The sequence below is a fragment of the Otariodibacter sp. genome, assembly GCF_029256985.1.
GTDB lineage: Bacteria > Pseudomonadota > Gammaproteobacteria > Enterobacterales > Pasteurellaceae > Otariodibacter.
This window is the reverse complement of sequence record NZ_JARIDQ010000056.1, coordinates 26,646-40,463: the sequence shown is the minus strand read 5'-3', so window position 1 is coordinate 40,463 and position 13,818 is coordinate 26,646. Positions and strand designations below refer to the sequence as shown.

14 protein-coding genes are annotated in these 13,818 nt (G+C 34.5%); 5 read left to right on the top strand and 9 right to left on the bottom strand.

Annotated elements, in window-relative coordinates:
• Nucleotides 1-36: 36 nt before the first annotated feature.
• The 9 genes from Q1J40_RS06120 to nrdA form a co-directional block, all read right to left on the bottom strand.
• Nucleotides 37-381, bottom strand: coding sequence for an ArsC family reductase (locus tag Q1J40_RS06120; protein ID WP_301099163.1), 345 nt, complete (start codon nucleotides 379-381; stop codon nucleotides 37-39).
• 60 nt (nucleotides 382-441) lie between these two features.
• A complete protein-coding gene (gene folP / locus Q1J40_RS06115) occupies nucleotides 442-1,287 on the bottom strand; it encodes a dihydropteroate synthase (RefSeq protein WP_301099162.1) in 846 nt (281 codons plus the stop codon).
• A gap of 85 nt (nucleotides 1,288-1,372) precedes the next feature.
• Nucleotides 1,373-2,653, bottom strand: coding sequence for a tRNA lysidine(34) synthetase TilS (gene tilS, locus Q1J40_RS06110; RefSeq protein ID WP_301099161.1), 1,281 nt, complete (start codon nucleotides 2,651-2,653; stop codon nucleotides 1,373-1,375).
• Between the two features lie 28 nt (nucleotides 2,654-2,681).
• Nucleotides 2,682-3,116 carry a D-aminoacyl-tRNA deacylase gene (dtd, locus tag Q1J40_RS06105; protein ID WP_301099160.1) on the bottom strand — a complete coding sequence of 145 codons (435 nt, stop codon included), beginning with the start codon at nucleotides 3,114-3,116 and terminating at the stop codon, nucleotides 2,682-2,684.
• On the bottom strand, nucleotides 3,113-3,964 hold the full coding sequence (locus Q1J40_RS06100) for a virulence factor BrkB family protein (protein ID WP_301099159.1): 852 nt from the start codon (nucleotides 3,962-3,964) through the stop codon (nucleotides 3,113-3,115). The genes dtd and Q1J40_RS06100 overlap by 4 nt, the downstream gene beginning before the upstream one ends.
• Before the next feature lie 5 nt (nucleotides 3,965-3,969).
• Nucleotides 3,970-5,214, bottom strand: coding sequence for a glutamate-5-semialdehyde dehydrogenase (gene proA / locus Q1J40_RS06095; RefSeq protein WP_301099158.1), 1,245 nt, complete (start codon nucleotides 5,212-5,214; stop codon nucleotides 3,970-3,972).
• Between the two features lie 113 nt (nucleotides 5,215-5,327).
• Nucleotides 5,328-6,056: a BUD32 family EKC/KEOPS complex subunit gene (locus Q1J40_RS06090; RefSeq protein ID WP_301099157.1), complete on the bottom strand. Its 729-nt coding sequence runs from the start codon at nucleotides 6,054-6,056 to the stop codon at nucleotides 5,328-5,330.
• A gap of 92 nt (nucleotides 6,057-6,148) precedes the next feature.
• The gene (gene nrdB / locus Q1J40_RS06085; RefSeq protein ID WP_301099156.1) at nucleotides 6,149-7,279 is read right to left on the bottom strand and encodes a class Ia ribonucleoside-diphosphate reductase subunit beta; all 1,131 of its coding nucleotides are present in this window, start codon (nucleotides 7,277-7,279) and stop codon (nucleotides 6,149-6,151) included.
• 78 nt (nucleotides 7,280-7,357) lie between these two features.
• Nucleotides 7,358-9,622 carry a class 1a ribonucleoside-diphosphate reductase subunit alpha gene (gene nrdA, locus Q1J40_RS06080; protein ID WP_301099155.1) on the bottom strand — a complete coding sequence of 755 codons (2,265 nt, stop codon included), beginning with the start codon at nucleotides 9,620-9,622 and terminating at the stop codon, nucleotides 7,358-7,360.
• A gap of 642 nt (nucleotides 9,623-10,264) precedes the next feature.
• Here nrdA and Q1J40_RS06075 point away from each other — a divergent pair.
• The 5 genes from Q1J40_RS06075 to Q1J40_RS06055 all read left to right on the top strand — a co-directional run bounded on the left by Q1J40_RS06075 (nucleotide 10,265) and on the right by Q1J40_RS06055 (nucleotide 13,804).
• Entirely contained in the window at nucleotides 10,265-10,618 is a 354-nt protein-coding gene (locus Q1J40_RS06075) for a YgiW/YdeI family stress tolerance OB fold protein (protein WP_301099154.1), read from the top strand.
• A gap of 63 nt (nucleotides 10,619-10,681) precedes the next feature.
• The gene (locus Q1J40_RS06070; protein ID WP_301099153.1) at nucleotides 10,682-11,353 is read left to right on the top strand and encodes a response regulator; all 672 of its coding nucleotides are present in this window, start codon (nucleotides 10,682-10,684) and stop codon (nucleotides 11,351-11,353) included.
• Nucleotides 11,340-12,713: a quorum sensing histidine kinase QseC gene (gene qseC / locus Q1J40_RS06065; RefSeq protein WP_301099152.1), complete on the top strand. Its 1,374-nt coding sequence runs from the start codon at nucleotides 11,340-11,342 to the stop codon at nucleotides 12,711-12,713. The genes Q1J40_RS06070 and qseC overlap by 14 nt, the downstream gene beginning before the upstream one ends.
• A 73-nt stretch (nucleotides 12,714-12,786) precedes the next feature.
• Nucleotides 12,787-13,491 (top strand): AzlC family ABC transporter permease, encoded by a 705-nt coding sequence (locus Q1J40_RS06060; RefSeq protein WP_301099151.1) that lies wholly within the window; start codon nucleotides 12,787-12,789, stop codon nucleotides 13,489-13,491.
• Nucleotides 13,478-13,804, top strand: coding sequence for an AzlD domain-containing protein (locus Q1J40_RS06055; RefSeq protein WP_301099150.1), 327 nt, complete (start codon nucleotides 13,478-13,480; stop codon nucleotides 13,802-13,804). The genes Q1J40_RS06060 and Q1J40_RS06055 overlap by 14 nt, the downstream gene beginning before the upstream one ends.
• The last annotated feature ends 14 nt before the right edge of the window (nucleotides 13,805-13,818 follow it).

Here is a 13,818-nt window from a genome sequence, read left to right as displayed (position 1 = left end):
AATGCTTGAGCAAGGGCAATAATGTTATTTTTCATATTATTTGAATGAGTTTTGGTACTCTTTTTCGTTAAAACCTAATAGGGCAATTTGATCTTTAATCACAATCGGGCGTTTGATCAGCGTAGGTTGTTCATTAAGCACTTTCATTGCGATCTCTTTGGTTAGATTCTGTTTGATTTCTTCATCTAAATTACGCCAAGTTGTACTGCGTTTATTAACGAGTTTTTCCCAACCAAATTTTTCTGCCATTTCATTGAGCCAAGCAGAGTCTAAGCCATCCACACGATAATCGTGTAATTGCGGTTCTTGACCATTATCTGCTAACCATTTCATCGCTTTTTTCACTGTATCACAATTTTTTATACCGTAAACGGTTACCATTTTATTTTCCTTATTTTTCGTTTTTATTTTTGCAAAATAGATTAAAAATCCAACCGCTTGTTATTCACAATCTTGCATTGCTTGCCAGATTTTTAACGCATCGGCAGTTTCTGCAACATCGTGTACACGCACAATTTTAGCCCCATTTTGTACCGCTAATAATGCACCTGTTACGCTACCAATAACTCGCTGATCGACTGGTTTATTCAACACATTACCAATCATTGATTTACGCGAAAGCCCTGCCAGTACAGGATAGCCCGATTCAACAAAAACGGAGAGATGTTTGAGTAACTGGTAATTGTGTTGCAAGGTTTTACCAAACCCGAAGCCCATATCTAAAATAATGTACTCTTTCGGAATCCCTGCGGTTAAACAAGCGAAAATACGTTGATTCAAAAATTCCGCCACTTCTTCCACTACATCATCATATTCTGGATTATGTTGCATAGTTTGAGGTTGCCCTTGCATATGCATTAAGCATACGGGCAGAGCGAGTTTAGCGGCGGTGTCTAACGCATTCGGTTCTTGTAAGGCACGAATATCGTTAATAATATCCATTCCTACTTTAGCGGCCTCATTCATCACTTCCGCTTTAGAGGTATCCACTGAAATTAAGCAATCAAAACGTTTTCTAACCGCTTCGACCACAGGAATTACACGCTGTAATTCTTCTTCTGTGGTAACAAGAGGAGCATTAGGACGAGTCGATTCGCCACCAATATCAATAATGCTCGCTCCTTCATTAAGCATTTTTTCTGCTTGAAAAAGGGCTTTGTCGAGAGAGAAAAATTTGCCTGAATCTGAAAAAGAATCGGGTGTGAAATTTAAGATCCCCATAATTTGTGGGGTATCGAGATCTAACAAGCGGTCAGATCCTAATTGGTTTTTGTAAGATATTTTCATTACTTAGAAGATAGTTAAATATAAACTCACATATTGTACTACATCTACCTTAAACACATAAAAACTACCTAGAATTTTTTGTATCTTAAGTTAAAAGAAATACTAACTGTTCATCAAAAAAGACAAGCGGTGTGCGGGTGCGTAACCAAACTGGAACTTGATATTGTTGCCAGATTTTTTTCATCTCTTCTCGATGGGCTTTGCCATATACATTCACTTTGCCTGGAGCAGATAAGGTAATAATCAAGGATTGGTTATGTAATGCTAGAGGTAAAGTAAAGCGGTAAGATTCCGCATCTATTTTGTAAAAAATGTCGCTTTCAGTACGTTCTACTTCACCTAAATCGGCAGGCAGTTGAATCTTCTGCATTGGTCTGATAGACAAACAAAAATCAGGAATCGCTGGTAAAGATTGCGTGATAAAAATAGCTTGTTGATAACGGCGTAAAATATACTTACCTAATACAACTTGTGGATTTTTATCATGATTGGCTGAAATTAATTGATGGATAATTTGTGAAAGTTGAGCAGTGCTTGGCATTTCAATGCCTGATTTTTCTAGCCATAAACGAAGTAGTTGTTGCTGTTTTTGAACGGAAAATTGCTGAAAATCCGCTATCGACATTTTTTGCCGTTTCATATCAATGCGGTGAGTAAGCTCTTCCTCTAACAATTCTTCAATCAAGCTTTGTTGTTCTGCACAATGTTGGCTTGCTCTTGCAACCATTTGGTTAAATTGTTGCCAACGTTGATTTAATAATGGCAAGATTTCTTGGCGGAGAAAATTGCGATCATACTCCGTATTGGTATTACTTTCGTCTTCAATCCATGACAAATTTTGACCCATTGCATATTGAGTAATCTCTGCTTTTGAGCAAGCAAGCAACGGACGGAAAAGTGTAAATCCGTGAGCTGAACTGACCGCTTGCATACCGCTTAACCCTTTGATACCGCTACCTCTTTTTAGTGCCAGGAAAAAGGTTTCTGCCTGATCATCCAGATGGTGAGCAGTCGCTAACACTTCATTAGGTAAAATATTTTGCTGAATGGCTTGATAGCGAGCCTTACGCGCTTCTGCCTCAATCCCATCTTTGCCAGAAACCTTTACTCGACAGACTGTTAAAGGCACATTCCATTCTTGGCAAAGATTCTGACAAAATTCCACCCAACTATCAGCATTAGGGCTAAGTCCGTGGTGGATATGAATAGCTCGAAGTGTTAAATTACACATTTTACGAACTTGAACAAAAAGATGCAGTAATGCCACCGAATCAATTCCACCACTTAAACCAATCAAAAATTCACGTTGGTTTGCTTGGTAGTGATCCAATTGGGATTGAAAAATAATTTGCATATTTTTGTTCATAAGTAACCGCTTACATCCCTATGATTGATTACACTTGTAACCAGAAAGTAACAGGCCCATCATTCTGTAAACTCACTTGCATATCTGCCGCAAATTGTCCTGTTTGTGTTGAGATTCTATGACTCGCTTGCTGATGAAAATAAGTATATAAACGTTCAGCTTCTTGTGGTGAAGCCCCTTTGGAAAAGCTTGGTCTAAGTCCTTTTTGTGTATCCGCCGCCAAAGTGAACTGGGAAACAACAAGTAAGTGCCCATTTACCTGTTGCACATTCAAATTCATTTTGCCATTTTCATCGCTGAACACACGATAATTTAGCACTTTCTCAAGTAGGCGATCGGCTTTGCTTTCATCATCGCCCTGTTCAACACCAAGTAATACTAGTAAACCTGTTGGAATTTCACCAATAATTTGCTTTTCAACTTCGACTTTAGCCCATTTTACTCGCTGAATTAATGCAATCATACTAAATCCTTTTGCAACGGATTCTTAAATATCCCTTGATTGATCATCTCAATATCTTTCAGCACCGAAGCAACTTGCCCACCTAATAAGACGACCTGCCAGCTTAAATGAATCCATACAATCATAATTGGAATAGTGGCTAATACACCGTAAATTGCCTGATATGATGGGAATGTGGTGATATACCAAACAAAAACTTGTTTACCTAAGGTAAAGAATAATGCTGCAATTAATGCTCCAACACTTGCATGTTTAATGCTAACTTTGGTATTAGGTACAATAACATAAGCTAGAGTAAACATTAACCAAATGAGAAAGAATGGCATAAATTTTAATAGGTAGGTGCTAAAGGAAAAAATTCCCTCTTTACCAAACAGTTCTATCGAGAAAATATACGAACTCACAGCCATACTTGCCCCTGCTAACATGGGTCCAAAAATTAAAACGCAGAGGTAAATAATAAAAGATAGGATAACTGAACGTTTTTCGGTATTATGCCAGATTTCGTTTAATGCCTCATCAATACTTGAGATAAGTAAGATTGCAATAAAAACTAAACCTAATATACTAATAATCCCCATCTTCTTTGAGTTTTCAACAAAGAGATCTAAATATTCTTGTACCATACTGCTCGCATTTGGGGCAAAATTATCGTAAGCAAATTGTTTTAATTGAATGGTTGCTTCATCAAATATCGGTAACAGCGTAAAGATAGAAAACGCTACCATAATTAATGGTACCATCGCTAACATTGTGCTATAGGTTAAATGTCCTGAATAGACGCTAATTTTATTTTGTTTGAAACGATAGAAAAATAATCGAATAAAAAAAAGTGTTTTCTCCCACATATTACTTATACCCTTGAAAGATAATCGCCTTCACATACCCATTTGTATGTAGTTAATGCCTCTAGTCCCATTGGGCCTCTAGCATGTAGCTTTTGTGTGCTTACTGCCACTTCTGCACCTAAGCCAAATTGTGCTCCATCAGTAAAACGTGTACTCGCATTGATATATACCGCAGCAGCATCCACTTGTTGTACAAATTTTTGAGCTAAAGCGTAATTACTAGTTAGGATGGATTCAGAATGTTGGCTACCAAAAGTACGGATATGTTCAATAGCGTGATTAATATCATCAACTACTACCACAGTTAAATCTAAAGATAACCATTCTTGGCTTAAATGCTCTTGGTCAAGCGGTTGAATCTGCCATTGATTTTGCAAATTTTCAGAAAAAGCATCGCTATGCAGTGTTACTTTTTTACCTGATAAATATTCTGCTAATTTTGGTAAGAATTGATCGGCAATAGCTTTATCAACTAATAAGGTTTCAAGAGTATTGCACGTACTTGGACGTTGTGTTTTCGCATTACCAATTACCCCTAAGGCTTTGTCTAAATCGGCGCTGGCTTCCACATATAAATGACACACTCCAATTCCACCAATAATCACTGGAATCGTCGAGTTTTCTTTACAGAATTGATGTAAACCTGCTCCGCCACGTGGAATCAACATATCAATATAACGATCGAGTTTTAATAATTCTAGCAATAAACTACGATCAGGATTGGTAACGGCTTGCACCGCTAATTTAGGTAAGCCAGATTGCTCTAAGGCAGTTTGCACTACTTCAACTAAAATGGCATTGGTAAGAGTCGTTTCTTTTCCGCCCCGCAAAATAACCGCATTACCTGTTTTTAAACAAAGTGAGGCAACATCAATAGTCACATTTGGTCGAGCTTCATAAATAGTTAAAATCACACCGAGAGGTACACGTTGTCGTTGAATACGTAAACCGCTGTCTAGTACACCACCATCAATAACCTGCCCAACAGGATCAGCTAAACTCGCCACATTCCGCACATCATTAGCAATACCAATAATACGTTCTGGGGTGAGTAACAAGCGGTCAATTATCGCTTCTGAAATACCTTGTTGTTTTGCTTTTTCCACATCTTGCTGATTAGCAGTTAATATATCATCAGTACGATGTTCTAATGCTTCCGCTATCGCAAAAAGTGCCTGATTTTTTTGTTGATTACCAAGCTGAGCAAGCTCAATACTCGCTTGTTTAGCCTGTTTTGCAATATTGATCATAATAACACTCTCTTAATCTTCAAAACTAAGAAAGAGTTTACCATACAGAGGAAGGGTTGTTGAGTTATCAGTTCCCTATGTACCTTAAGATTAAATGATTTTATATATATATCTTATCTTTTCTTTAAGATAATATGGAGTAAGCGATACACTGCCATCAGATCTGTCCCCATAATTGATTTAATTGGAGTAAGCAAATAATAAATAAATTTATATTTTGTTATAAATTGAACAAAGGCTTGCCATAATTGTGGATCACATATCTTTTCGTACTGTTCAATTGCATATTTGACTTCCTCATCAGAAATAAAATCTTTACGACATAATCCATGAAAGAAGATTGCCATATCTCTAATTTTTTGCCATTGAAGATCTTTATTCATTGAGCTAACTTCAAAATCAATAAAGAGTATGCGGTGGTTATCCCAAGTCATATCTCGAATGGCTGGTCTACCATGAATTAAATCAGATTTATGTAAATTATTTAAGGCTTTTACGCTGTTCAATAACAGCTCTTTTTTAAATGCTAAATTATCAGTATTTTCAGAAAGTAAGTGACTTACTGTTTCTCCACCATCTTCTAATATTAAAAAATTATTATCAAATAAAACTAATTTTGGGATAGGTGCATTCTTGCTAGAAAAAAATTTAAGTCGTTCAATTTCTTTTAAGAATGATTCTTTAGGATGTGGTTTTAATAATCTAAATACACCATGTACATGTTCAGGTTGTTTTAACCAAAATAGTTTTCCTTGAAAATTAAATTGAAACACACGTTCATCTTTATGCTCAGTTAATAGTTTTTGAGCATATTCATTTAATGAGATTACATCTTTACTCATGATGCTTCCTACTAAATTTATATTATTTATCAATAATAAAGAGGCTTAGTTATAATAAGCCTCTTTATTTTATTAAGAAAATTAGTCATGACTTATAAAGTAAAATCATTAAAATCGTCTAAATCTATTTTTGAATCTATCTGACCGACTAAGTAAGAACTAATTTCAACTTCTTGTGGTGCTACTTGTACATTGTCAGATGTTAACCATGCATTAATCCATGGAATAGGGTTTGATCTTGCTGCAAAAGCTAAAGGTAATCCAATTGCTTGCATACGATTGTTGGTAATATATTCAATATATTGTGCCAATATATCTTTATTTAAACCAATCATTGAGCCATCTTTAAATAAATATTCAGCCCAAGCTTTCTCTTGTTCAGCTGCCGCAACAAAAATATCGTAGGCTTCTTGTTTACATTCTTTGGCAATTTCATTCATCTCGGGATCATCATTGCCATATGCCATGAGATTAAGAATATATTGAGTTCCAGTCAAATGAAGTGCTTCATCTCTTGCGATTAGTTTAATAATCTTAGCATTACCTTCCATCAACTTACGTTCTGCAAAAGCAAAAGAACAAGCAAAACTCACATAGAATCTAATTGCTTCTAAAACATTAACACTCATTAAACAGAGATAAAGTTGCTTCTTTAAACTGCGAGAGGTAACTACACATTCTTTATCATCTATGGTGTAAGTACCTTCACCATAAAGTGTATAAAGTTGTGTATCTCGAATCAAATCATCATAGTAAGCAGAAATATCTTTTGCACGTTTAATGATCTCTTCATTTGTTACGATATCATCAAAGACGACAGAAGGATCATTGACAATATTACGGATAATATGTGTATAAGAACGAGAATGAATCGTTTCTGAAAATGTCCACGTTTCAACCCATGTTTCTAGTTCTGGTAGCGATACAATAGGTAACAACGACATATTTGGACTACGTCCTTGAATTGAATCTAAAAGTGTTTGATATTTTAAATTACTAATAAAAATATGCTTTTCATGCTCAGGTAAATTTTGATAATCAATTCTATCTTGTGAAATATCAATTTCTTCCGGTCGCCAGAAAAAAGAAAGTTGTTTTTCAATCAATTTTTCGAATATCTCATATTTTTGTTGATCATAACGGGCAACATTAACATTTTGCCCAAAAAACATGGGTTCTTTTAATTGATCATTATTTTTTTGAGAAAATGTTGTATAAGTCATAATCATCCTTCTGTCGTGTTAAGTATTAAATTATTGATAAAAATCTACATTCTAAATAATTATCAGATTTACATTACATTAAATTTTACAAGCTCCACTTTCGCAATTTAAATCATCCTGAGTATCATCTGATCCATCTCGAGTGTTATGATAATAAAGTGTTTTAACACCATATTTATAAGCTAACAGTAATTCTGATAATAAACGTTTCATTGGTACTTTCCCATCAGGGAAACGTTGAGGATCATAGTTAGTATTAGCAGAAATAGATTGATCTACAAATTTTTGCATAATACCAACTAATTGTAAGTAACCTTCATTGTTTGGTATATCCCACAATAATTCATACTGATTTGCGAGTCTTTCGTATTCCGGGACTACTTGTCTCAAAATACCATCTTTAGATGCTTTAACGCTTACAAATCCTCTCGGTGGCTCAATACCATTTGTAGCATTAGAGATTTGTGAAGAGGTTTCTGATGGCATTAATGCTGTGAGCGTAGAGTTTCTTAAACCATGTAATTTAATCTCTTGTCGTAAAGTTTCCCAATCATAATGAAAAGGCTCCTTAACAAGATTATCTAACTCTTTTTTATAAGTATCAATAGGCAAAATGCCTTTTGAATAAGTTGTTTCATTAAATGCTTCACAAGGCCCATATTCTTTAGCTAATTGATTTGAGGCTTTTAATAAATAATATTGTATAGCTTCAAAAGTTGCATGAGTTAAATTATTTGCACTACCATCAGAATAACGTACACCATTTTTTGCTAAATAATAAGCATAGTTAATTACACCAATACCCAATGCACGACGTTTTAATATACCCCTATGAGCTGCTTCAATTGGGTAGTTTTGGTAATCTAGTAGTGCATCAAGAGCACGAACAACTAAATCGGCTAAATTTTCTAATTCATCTAGATTTTCTAATGTACCCAAATTAAATGCAGAAAGTGTACAAAGAGCGATTTCGCCTTGTTCATCGTGCAAGTCTTTAAGTGGACTTGTCGGCAGTGCAATTTCTAAACACAAGTTAGATTGGCGTACTGGTGCTACCGTAGGATCAAATGGAGAGTGTGTATTACAGTGATCTACATTTTGTACATAAATACGCCCTGTTGAGGCTCGTTCTTGCATCAATAAAGAAAATAATTCTGTTGCTTTAACTTTACGTTGACGAATATTTGGATCATTTTCATATTGAGTATAAAGCGCTTCAAATTTTTCCTGATCTGCAAAAAATGCATCGTATAGTCCCGGCACATCAGAAGGGCTAAATAAAGTAATATCTAACCCCTTAATTAAACGTTGATACAATGTTTTATTAATTTGGACCCCATAATCCATGTGACGTACACGGTTTTCTTCAACACCTCGATTATTTCTCAATACTAATAAATTTTCAACTTCTAAGTGCCACATTGGATAGAAGATAGTAGCTGCACCACCGCGAACGCCACCTTGTGAACAAGATTTAACAGCAGATTGAAATAATTTATAGAATGGAATACAACCTGTATGGAATGCTTCGCCATTACGAATAGGACTACCTAATGCACGAATTGCACCAGCATTGATACCAATTCCTGCGCGTTGTGAGACATATTTTACAATCGCTGAAGAAGTAGCGTTTATTGAATCTAAACTATCGCCACATTCAATCAGTACACAAGAACTAAATTGACGCGTTGGTGTTCTCACTCCAGACATGATTGGAGTGGGCAATGAAATCTTGAATGTTGATACCGCATCATAAAAACGACGAATATAACTTAAACGAGTTTCTGCTGGATATTTTGAAAATAAACAGGCCGCAACTAAGATATACAGGAATTGTGGGCTTTCGTATACATCACCTGTTACACGATTTTGAACCAGATATTTCCCTTCTAATTGCTTAACTGCTGCATAAGAGAAATTCATATCACGTTGGTGATCAATGAATGTTTCAATTTCATCTAGTTCTTCACGAGAATAATCAGTAAGTATTTCTGCATCGTATTTACCCATACGAACCATTTTTTTTACTTGTTCATATAAATGAGGCGGCTCAAAACGGGAATACGCTTTTTTACGGAGATGAAACATAGCTAAGCGAGCAGCAAGATATTGATAATCAGGTGTTTCAGAAGAAATTAAATCAGCTGCAGCCTTAATAATTGTTTCATGAATATCAGATGTTTTGATACCTTCATAAAATTGGATGTGTGATCTTAACTCAACCTGAGAAACGGATACATTTTTAAGTCCTTCCGCAGCCCAAGTAATCACACGATGAATTTTATCGAGGTTGATAGGTTCTAAACGCCCATCACGTTTAGTTACCATCAATGAACTATTCATGATATTCTCCTTTATAAACGCCTGATAATTAAAAATTTAGTAGGTAGTAATAAATTTGCACCTAACACAAAATGCTGTATCAGGTGCAATGAATGAGACACAATATATTGTGTTTTTATTAAAAAATCAATGTGAAGATTTTTCCATTGATTTATTGACTTTATGTAATACCTTATTGAATAAATAAAAAGAAATATTGATAAAGTTTTAACTGAACAAATATTGACATAGATTCACTGAATCGAGTACTAATGAGTAGAAATAAATAGGAAATGCCCAAAGTAAAGTATTAACCTTAGAGTAAAAGAACCTATCCCATATTTTGTATTAACACCCATTTAAATGCTCTCGTTTAACTGATCATCAAATTCAATTATAAAAGAGTTAGCCTATATCAAAATTTGTACAAATACTAGTTTGAATTATACGTTTTTTCAAGACTCGTTTTTTTTATTACAAAGGAAAAACACCAACCTAAACAAAATACTCTTTACATCATATAGTGTAGAACTAAAACATTTATTTTTAATAAGTATGATATAAAAATATTATTTCTTAATATCTTATTAAGATTCATTTGATTTAATATTTATTAATAAAGAATCAGCTTTGTTTTATTTAATTATAATAAAGAGTAAAATTATGAAAAAACTTACCGTACTAGCAACAGCATTAACTTTATCTATATTCAGTGTAGCTTCATTTGCAGAAGGATTTTCTGATCCTAATCAATCACAAGTTATTACAAAAATTTCAGAACTTGATAAATTAAATGATGATCAATTAGTTGTCTTACAAGGTAAAATCGTTAAACGAATTGGTAAAGAAGATTTTATCATTCGAGATAGAAGTGGTGAAAAGCGAGTCGAAATTGAAGATGAAGCTTGGAGAGGTATTGATCTTACTCCAAATGATGAGGTTAGATTTTATGGTGAAGTTGAAAAGTCATGGAATAAGACTGAAGTAGAAATTCATCGTATGGAAAAAATTCAATAAAACCGTAGTATTTACCTAGAGTGGCAATACATTTGCCACTTTTTTATTAAACAAGGAGCCAATATGAGAATATTACTAATTGAAGATGATCCGCTAATTGGTGAAGGTTTAAAAATTGGGTTATCTAAATCAGGCTTTAGTGTCGATTGGTTTACTGATGGTAAAACTGGGTTAAATGCTCTTGCTTCTGCTCCTTATGATTCTGTCGTTTTAGATTTAACGCTTCCTAAAATGGATGGATTAGATATTTTACAAAAATGGCGAAAAAACAATCAGGATGTTCCTGTTTTGATTTTAACCGCAAGAGATTCATTAGATGAACGTATTACCGGCTTACAATATGGTGCGGATGATTATTTATGTAAACCATTTGCCTTAGCTGAGGTCGTTGCCCGTTTACAAGCGTTAATTCGTCGTAGTCATGGGAAGAGCAACCCTATTCTTGAACATAGCAAGGTTAAATTAGATTCAAATCAGCATAAAGTTTTCTTAGCTGATCAAGAAATCCCTCTTACTTCTCGCGAATATAATTTACTTGAGCTTTTTATGCATAACAAAGAAAAAGTATTAGCCCGTTCTGTTATTGAAGAAAAGTTATATAACTGGGATGATGAAGTAAGCAGTAATGCTTTAGAGGTTCATATCTATAATTTACGCCAAAAACTTGGTAAGAAATTCATTCGAACTGTGCATGGTGTTGGATACACACTTGGAAGTAATAATGAAGATAATTAGCCAAAAAAGTTTACGTTTTCGCTTAATTTCAGTTATCTCACTTACCGCTCTCATTATTTGGATTATTTCAACATCTACTGCTTGGATTCAAGCTCGAAAAGAAATTAACCATGTATTTGATACGCAACAGATTATATTTGCACAACGGTTAGCAACTTCCAATTTACGTATGTTGTTACATCATAATTCTAGCCCTGTTTTTAAAGGAATAAGTAAGCACTTACTAGATAAAGAAAATATTGATGATGATGCGCTCGCTTTTGCAATTTTTACCTCTAAAGGAAAAATGATTTTAAGTGATGGGCGTAACGGTGATAACTTTATTTTCCAAAATAAAACGGGCTTTACAGAATCTCAAATAAAAAATGATGATGATACTTGGCGTATCTTTTGGATGCCGATGAATGATGATAAAAGATTAATCGTTGCAGTAGGACAAGAGCTTGATTATCGTGAAGATCTTACTGAAGAAATCGTTTTCAGCCAAATGTGGATTTGGTTTGCAAGTCTTCCTATATTAATAGGCCTAATTATTTGGTTTATTAGCCGAGAATTAAGAACGTTGAATCAAGTAAGTCAGCAAGTAAAATACCGTACACCCGATGACCATTCAACGATTGAGATGGAAAATTTACCGATAGAAATTCATCCACTAATCAATGGACTAAACCAATTTTTTGAACGTACCTCTTCCATGTTATTAAGAGAAAGACGTTTTACCTCTGATGCAGCACATGAACTCAGAAGTCCTTTGGCTGCACTAAAGATCCAAACAGAAGTTGCACAAATTGCAGGCGAAGATACCGTATTAAGAGAGCAAGCTCTGGGTAATTTAACCAAAGGGATTGATCGAGCCACACAATTGATTGAACAATTACTCACTCTATCTCGTTTAGATAACTTGAAATCATTAGAAGGGATTGAAGATATTCATTGGGATCAATTAATTACCTCGCTAATTGGAGAGCGTTATTTTACTGCACAACATCGCAATATTGAACTTGCTTTTGAATTAGTGAATAAACCAGCGATCCGCCAAGGACAAACATTATTACTCTCATTGATGTTGCGTAATTTAATTGATAATGCAATCAAATATGGCAGAGAGGGAAGCACCATTACCATTATCCTCAACCAACACAATCTCATTGTTGAAGATAATGGTGGGGGTGTGAGTGATGATGATTTAGATAAATTAGGCCAACGTTTTTATCGACCAGCAGGACAAAATGAAAAGGGGAGTGGATTAGGCTTGTCGATTGTAAAACGTATTGCTGAATTGCATCAATACAAAGTGTATCTCGCACATCATTTTGATAGCAATAATAACAAGGGGCTTAAAGTTATCATTGAATGGTAATCAGGATATTGGCATTTAAAATAAGGTTTGATAGTCTAAACGGTATTATAATTTTCATCTATGAGAAGATGTAATGCCGTTTATTGTTCAAAACACATGGAAAAGTATTTTTAAATTAACACTCCCCATATTAGTAGGATATTTGGCGGCAGGGATTGCTTATGGGTTACTTGCAACGAGTGCAGGTTTACCCGCATGGTTTACTATTACAATGAGTTTTACTGTGTTTTCTGGCACAGCACAATACGCAGCCATCCCGTTCTTTCTCTCTGGTGCAAGTTTAATTTCCGTATTCCTCAGCACGTTCTTAATGAGCCTACGCTTTATCTTTTATACGCTAAATATGCGTCAAAATTTACCAGATAACTCCATACATAAAACCTTAAGTCTAAGCTATTTAACGGATGAAAGTTTCGCTCTACTCACAACAGTTCCCCAAGAAAATCAAAAAGTAATAATTCTTAAAGTGAATTTATTAGGCATGGCATATTGGGTATTCGCAACCATCATTGGTGTTATTCTTGGCGACTCTGTTTCCCAATATATCCCTAATCTTGATTTCGCTTTACCTTGCTTGTTTGCAATTTTGGCGTATGAGCAATATAAGAGCCAAAAGCAGTGGAAAGCAATTTTTATTGCTTTTATTTGCTTTTTACTCGCTCAATCGATTAGCAATACAAGCATCTTACTTATCTCAATTATTTTAGCGATTGTTATTGTTATTCTTCTACCTAATTCATTGATAGATAATAAAGGACAAAAAAATGGACACTATTAATATCATTTATATGTTGATCGCACTTGTACTTGGCACCCAAATTTGTCGTTTTATTCCTTTAGTCTTACCTAAAGCAATGGTATCTCACACTATTTTACAAAAATTAAATCGGATCTTACCGCTTATTATTATGATTCTATTAGTGTTAACCAGTTTAGCATTACCAAAAGAAGGAACTGGTTATACGTTATTTATTGCACAAATTTTAGCGTTAGTAACGGTCATCTTAAGCTATCATTGGTTTAAGAATATTTTAATAAGTGTGTCTTTGGGTGTATTGAATGTGAATTTATTACTTTGGTTACTAGGGTAGTGATTAAAATGATT

Excerpts from the sequence above, each read along its gene's own strand:
- Q1J40_RS06120 (WP_301099163.1), bottom strand. The coding sequence starts at position 381 with ATGGTAACCGTTTACGGTATAAAAAATTGTGATACAGTGAAAAAAGCG.
- folP (WP_301099162.1), bottom strand. The coding sequence starts at position 1,287 with ATGAAAATATCTTACAAAAACCAATTAGGATCTGACCGCTTGTTAGAT.
- tilS (WP_301099161.1), bottom strand. The coding sequence starts at position 2,653 with ATGAACAAAAATATGCAAATTATTTTTCAATCCCAATTGGATCACTAC.
- dtd (WP_301099160.1), bottom strand. The coding sequence starts at position 3,116 with ATGATTGCATTAATTCAGCGAGTAAAATGGGCTAAAGTCGAAGTTGAA.
- Q1J40_RS06100 (WP_301099159.1), bottom strand. The coding sequence starts at position 3,964 with ATGTGGGAGAAAACACTTTTTTTTATTCGATTATTTTTCTATCGTTTC.
- proA (WP_301099158.1), bottom strand. The coding sequence starts at position 5,214 with ATGATCAATATTGCAAAACAGGCTAAACAAGCGAGTATTGAGCTTGCT.
- Q1J40_RS06090 (WP_301099157.1), bottom strand. The coding sequence starts at position 6,056 with ATGAGTAAAGATGTAATCTCATTAAATGAATATGCTCAAAAACTATTA.
- nrdB (WP_301099156.1), bottom strand. The coding sequence starts at position 7,279 with ATGACTTATACAACATTTTCTCAAAAAAATAATGATCAATTAAAAGAA.
- nrdA (WP_301099155.1), bottom strand. The coding sequence starts at position 9,622 with ATGAATAGTTCATTGATGGTAACTAAACGTGATGGGCGTTTAGAACCT.
- Q1J40_RS06075 (WP_301099154.1), top strand. The coding sequence starts at position 10,265 with ATGAAAAAACTTACCGTACTAGCAACAGCATTAACTTTATCTATATTC.
- Q1J40_RS06070 (WP_301099153.1), top strand. The coding sequence starts at position 10,682 with ATGAGAATATTACTAATTGAAGATGATCCGCTAATTGGTGAAGGTTTA.
- qseC (WP_301099152.1), top strand. The coding sequence starts at position 11,340 with ATGAAGATAATTAGCCAAAAAAGTTTACGTTTTCGCTTAATTTCAGTT.
- Q1J40_RS06060 (WP_301099151.1), top strand. The coding sequence starts at position 12,787 with ATGCCGTTTATTGTTCAAAACACATGGAAAAGTATTTTTAAATTAACA.
- Q1J40_RS06055 (WP_301099150.1), top strand. The coding sequence starts at position 13,478 with ATGGACACTATTAATATCATTTATATGTTGATCGCACTTGTACTTGGC.